The following is a 463-nucleotide window of genomic DNA, read 5'->3' as shown; positions in this document are numbered from 1 at the left end:
AAATACAGACGAGGCTAATAAAGACAGAATAAAAATTATTTTTTTCATTGTTGATGTTTATGATGACGTAATTTGCGATCTTATTCAATTACCCTCAAAAAAATAAATGTTCAATTAAAATTTTTATTCCCAACAACACAAGAATAGCGCCGCCGATAAATTCCGCTTTTGATTTATATTTTGCTCCAAAAATATTTCCTATCTTTACGCCTGCAATTGATATAAAAAATGTTATTGAACCGATTATTATTGCCGCTATAAAAATATTTATTTTAAAAAACGCGAATGTCACTCCTACTGCCAACGCGTCAATGCTTGTGGCAATTGCCAAGACCAGCATTTTTATAAATTGAAAAGAATCTTTATTCGCTTCTTCTTCTTTTTTTGACAGGCTTTCCCTTATCATGTTTCCGCCGATAATGCCAAGCAAAACAAAGGCAACCCAATGTTCAAACTTTTGTAT

The 463-nt window shown here is 31.7% G+C and carries 1 protein-coding gene; it reads right to left on the bottom strand.

From position 1 onward, the window contains the following. Window positions 1-94: 94 nt before the first annotated feature. The coding region (locus ACYVRH_RS14605) for a manganese efflux pump (protein WP_461257588.1) at window positions 95-463 on the bottom strand (369 nt) is incomplete at its 5' end.

The organism is Treponema sp. R80B11-R83G3, from assembly GCF_054786115.1.
Note: the sequence above shows the minus strand (reverse complement) of the source record. Positions and strands in the feature narration are given on the sequence as shown.